This window comes from Clostridium sp. (genome assembly GCF_051654825.1).
Lineage (GTDB): Bacteria > Bacillota > Clostridia > Clostridiales > Clostridiaceae > Clostridium.
This window is the reverse complement of sequence record NZ_JBOFYU010000026.1, coordinates 1-4,049: the sequence shown is the minus strand read 5'-3', so window position 1 is coordinate 4,049 and position 4,049 is coordinate 1. Positions and strand designations below refer to the sequence as shown.

The 4,049-nt window shown below is 29.8% G+C and carries 4 protein-coding genes; 1 reads left to right on the top strand and 3 read right to left on the bottom strand.

The window, feature by feature from the left end; all coding sequences use genetic code 11:
- Positions 1 to 193: 193 nt before the first annotated feature.
- Complete coding sequence (locus tag ACRDBA_RS01160; RefSeq protein ID WP_438571116.1) at positions 194 to 1,594, bottom strand: L,D-transpeptidase family protein; 1,401 nt, start codon at positions 1,592 to 1,594, stop codon at positions 194 to 196.
- Between the two features lie 156 nt (positions 1,595 to 1,750).
- On the opposite strand from ACRDBA_RS01160, the gene ACRDBA_RS01155 reads away from it, so the two are divergent.
- Positions 1,751 to 1,939: a ferredoxin gene (locus ACRDBA_RS01155; RefSeq protein ID WP_438571115.1), complete on the top strand. Its 189-nt coding sequence runs from the start codon at positions 1,751 to 1,753 to the stop codon at positions 1,937 to 1,939.
- A 133-nt stretch (positions 1,940 to 2,072) separates the two neighbouring features.
- Here ACRDBA_RS01155 and ACRDBA_RS01150 read toward each other — a convergent pair whose 3' ends face one another.
- Both ACRDBA_RS01150 and ACRDBA_RS01145 read right to left on the bottom strand, forming a co-directional pair.
- A complete protein-coding gene (locus tag ACRDBA_RS01150) occupies positions 2,073 to 3,248 on the bottom strand; it encodes an MFS transporter (RefSeq protein ID WP_438571114.1) in 1,176 nt (391 codons plus the stop codon).
- Positions 3,249 to 3,363: 115 nt separating this feature from the next.
- The gene (locus ACRDBA_RS01145) at positions 3,364 to 3,744 is read right to left on the bottom strand and encodes a hypothetical protein (RefSeq protein ID WP_438571113.1); all 381 of its coding nucleotides are present in this window, start codon (positions 3,742 to 3,744) and stop codon (positions 3,364 to 3,366) included.
- Between the last annotated feature and the right edge of the window lie 305 nt (positions 3,745 to 4,049).

Below are 4,049 nucleotides of genomic sequence, written 5' to 3'. Positions count from 1 at the left end.
TTATAATTCCTACTACTTCATCTTCGAAACCTGATACTCCATAAGCATTCGATAAACTTTCTATCATATCAATTGATTGTTTATTCATTATTTCCTCCTATTAACACTTTATTCTCAATTATAGTTTATCGCTATTACCAATAGATTACAACCCTTCCTACTTTGTGAAAAGCAGTAAGAGTTGTAATCTTTCCTAATTAATCCACACCTTAGTTCCTATAGGAATATTATCATAAAACCATTTACTCTCTTCTTCTGATAACCTAATACATCCATGAGATACTCTTTGACCTAGTTGATACTTGCCTTCTTTTATATAATTTCCTGTTTTATCAAACAGGATGGAGTGATACATATAATCTCTAAAAATAACCACTGCATTTTTACACATAAATCCTTTTCCCATCCCAAAGTAAGGCATTTTATATTCTAATTTAAATTCTCCCCTTGGTGTTAGGTACGTATTTCTTCCTGAAGAGCATCTCATTATTTTTTCTATTTTCCAATTTTCTTTTTCCCCAGTTAGCACATACGTTTTCTGCCTATATAAATCCGTCCATACAAAATAATTCGTTTCACTTTCTATTCCCTTTAGATTAACATAGTCTTCAATTTCTTGATTAGATAACTGATCCCATTTTACACCTTGATCAGATTCAATTTCTACACTGTCCCAAGGAATAAATACTTGCTTACCTTTCTTATCTATAACTATATAATATTGTTTTTTCTCTCCTCTCCATATTTCTACTACTTCTTTAGCTTTAAACTCACCTACTGGATATTTCATCGTTCCTGTCACAATGTACGGACTAAATATACTTTCTAACATTTTTAGTCTTACTTGACCTTCGTAGGCTTTTAGAATTTGTTCATTTTTTTGTCCATAGGGATTAGTTTCGTCTAATTCTTGCTTAAGTTCATGAATACTTATTAAAAAGCTAGTTAAGTAAATAACTTTCTTTTCTTTACTAGTTATTTTAAATTCTCTTTGTATTTTTTCTCCTACCTGTAATTCTTGATCATTTATAACTTCAATGTACTCTTTTCCATCCCAGAATATATCTTTATATTTAAATCTTATAAAATAAGGAGAAATATTAACTATCTCTGCTTCATCAATCTTTATATATCGGTTTAAATCATAATATTTATCCGAAATACTGAATCCTTCTGTAAGTTCTTTCACCTCCCATAACCCATTTAAAGCTTCTAACGGTATTAAAATTTTATCATTTACGAGCAACGAATAGGTTCTTATATTTCCTATATAAATGGGCTCATTATTTATATAGGCCTTACCCTCTTGAATTTTTTCTTCTGCTAGGTCACTTTTCCCTTTATTTAAAGTAATATTTATTTTTTGTTTTTCTTTTTGAATGTCTGCTCCTATTCCTCGTAGGGTATTTAAAGAAATATACATTTGATTACCCATTTCATAAAGCAAATGTTCTCCTTCTTCAGAAATCAACCTTTTTTCACTTTTTATAACTTTACCGACTAAATATTTTTCAAAATAAACTATTTTAGGAGTAGCTAATATGCTAACCTGACAAAAAATACTTAGTATGATTATTCCTATTATTTTCTTCATTAATCGCCGCTCCTTTTAATACCTATTTTTGCCCAAAAAATAATTTCTATGATAAAAATAACTATGATTGACAAAACACAGAAATAGTTTATAATAATTATTATATAATACTAGTTATAAGTATTTATATACATATTATTTATTTTGGAGGTTTTTATGAAAGCAACAGTTGATCATGATATTTGTATTGGGTGCGGTTTATGTGCTTCTTTATGCTCAGAAATTTTCGAGTTAAATGATGAAGGTCTTGCTGATTCTACAGTAACTATCATTTCAGAAGATTTAATAGCATGTGCTGAAGATGCTAAAGATAGCTGCCCAGTTAATGCCATTGAAATAGAATAAGGAGTTAATAATTATTAGCCCTAATAAATAAATGAGCTAGAAAACTAAATTTTAATTAGTTCTCTAGCTCATTTTCATCTATATACTTATCTATATCCCTTTATAAACTATTTATGCATTTTGTGACAGTCTCTTATTCCTTTCCTATATTTCTGCTTAGATTTACCATTACTAATCCTGCTATCAAGGCACATCCTCCCCCAAAAGCAAATGGCAGTCTATTCCCTATCATAAAGATAAATCCAGCTGTTAAAGAACCTACAATCATACCTATTGCCTTAGCTGAACCCTGTATTCCCATTACTTCTCCATAGTTCTCTCTTGCAAGTTTTGAAACAATACTTTGTTGAATAGGTACAACCAACGAACTTGCAGCTATAAATAGCACTAAGAAAATAATACTAATAATCATATTATTCATCATACTCGCTAATAGAATAGAAACACCTGTTATTAATATAGTATACTTTATACTCTTGTACTCATTAAATCGTTTACCCAAATAAGGATTCACAAAAAGGTTCATACACAACCCAATTACCCCTGCAATAGCCATTACTATTCCATTAATGGTACTTGGCATATGTAATACTGATTCAATATAATAATTAATTGTAGAATTATAAGCTGTCGTCGTCATAGTAATCAACATCATTACTAAAATCATACTTCCTATCGCTGTTTTAAAATCAATAAATGTCCGATTAGGCTTAAGGTGTCCTAGATAAACTGTTAATTTTTCTTCCTTTATATTTCTATCTTCTCTAACAACACACAGAATAATCCCTGTAATTATTACGCAAAGAATACCTTGTGCCAAAAATGTATATCGGTAATTATTTCTTCCGATAGTTCCTCCTAACAACGCCCCTACTGAACTCCCTATTGAAACACTTGCTGTATGATAGGATAAATATTTTACTCTCTCTTTAATACTAGAAAGATCTGTCATATAGGCTATAGCTGTTGTTACAAAGCACACCGAAAGTGCTCCTCCTAACAATCTAAAAACTAAAATAACCATAATGTTCGTACTATAGCCAAATCCAACCTGACTTAACCCATAGCCAATAACCCCTAAAGCTAAAAACCTTTTTCTTCCTCTTTGGTCTGAGAATGACCCCCATATAGGTGACATCACAAAGTTAGCAACGGCCATAAATGAGAATAATACACCAAACATATAGGATGGTAATTTAAGTTCATTAATTAACATTGGTGTGACAGGATGAGCCATATTGAATGTGGCCATTGTTATAAAATTAATAAATAATAATTTATTAATTTTATCTTTATTTATTACTTCCATCTATCTACCTCTTTTCGCAAAAAAAGGAGAGCTTTCTCTCCCCCTTTTTTGTTATACTTTTAATATGTAATTTATTATATTTTAAATTTATATCATTGTAAAGTATAGCTTCCTATCAAAAAGAATAATACATTGATTCATCATCCATATCTTCAAACTTTTTGATACATTGATGACAAGTATAATACTCATCTTTGACATATCTTACTTGTTCTGATGAAATTTCAAATATTTCTCTTATTTGATTTAAAGTAAATTGTTCTAAACATTCATCATGATACATAACAAATTGTTTACTATTTGTATTATATGCGACTCTTCCCCTTGGCCAAAAATCATAGCTTTTTTGTGTTGTATCTCCATGTGCCCTTCTCCATACACGATCATGTCCTTCTGGTGGACTAATAAACACACCTTGTTGCATTCCTTCTTGCAATTTATATTGTTCACTAATTATTTTTCCTTCTACATAAAAGAAAACACCTATTCTATTCATCAACTTCCTCCTTATTATAATTCCTTTTATATTATACCTCTTATACAAAAAAAACAGCAAGGAACTCCCTACTGTTTTTCTATATTCTTAATATACCTTCTATTTCCCCTAGTTTTTCCTTATAGTACTTCTTATCTATTTTATATTTAGCCTATCTTAGTGTGCGTTTTTAAGCATTTTTCTCATTTCCTCTACGGTATAAGGAGGTGTTTTAGAATGGATGATACCATGACAATTATCACATATTGGAATTAAATCCTTAATTGCATCAGTATTTGGAAGATATTCTTCTTTATCATCTTTAG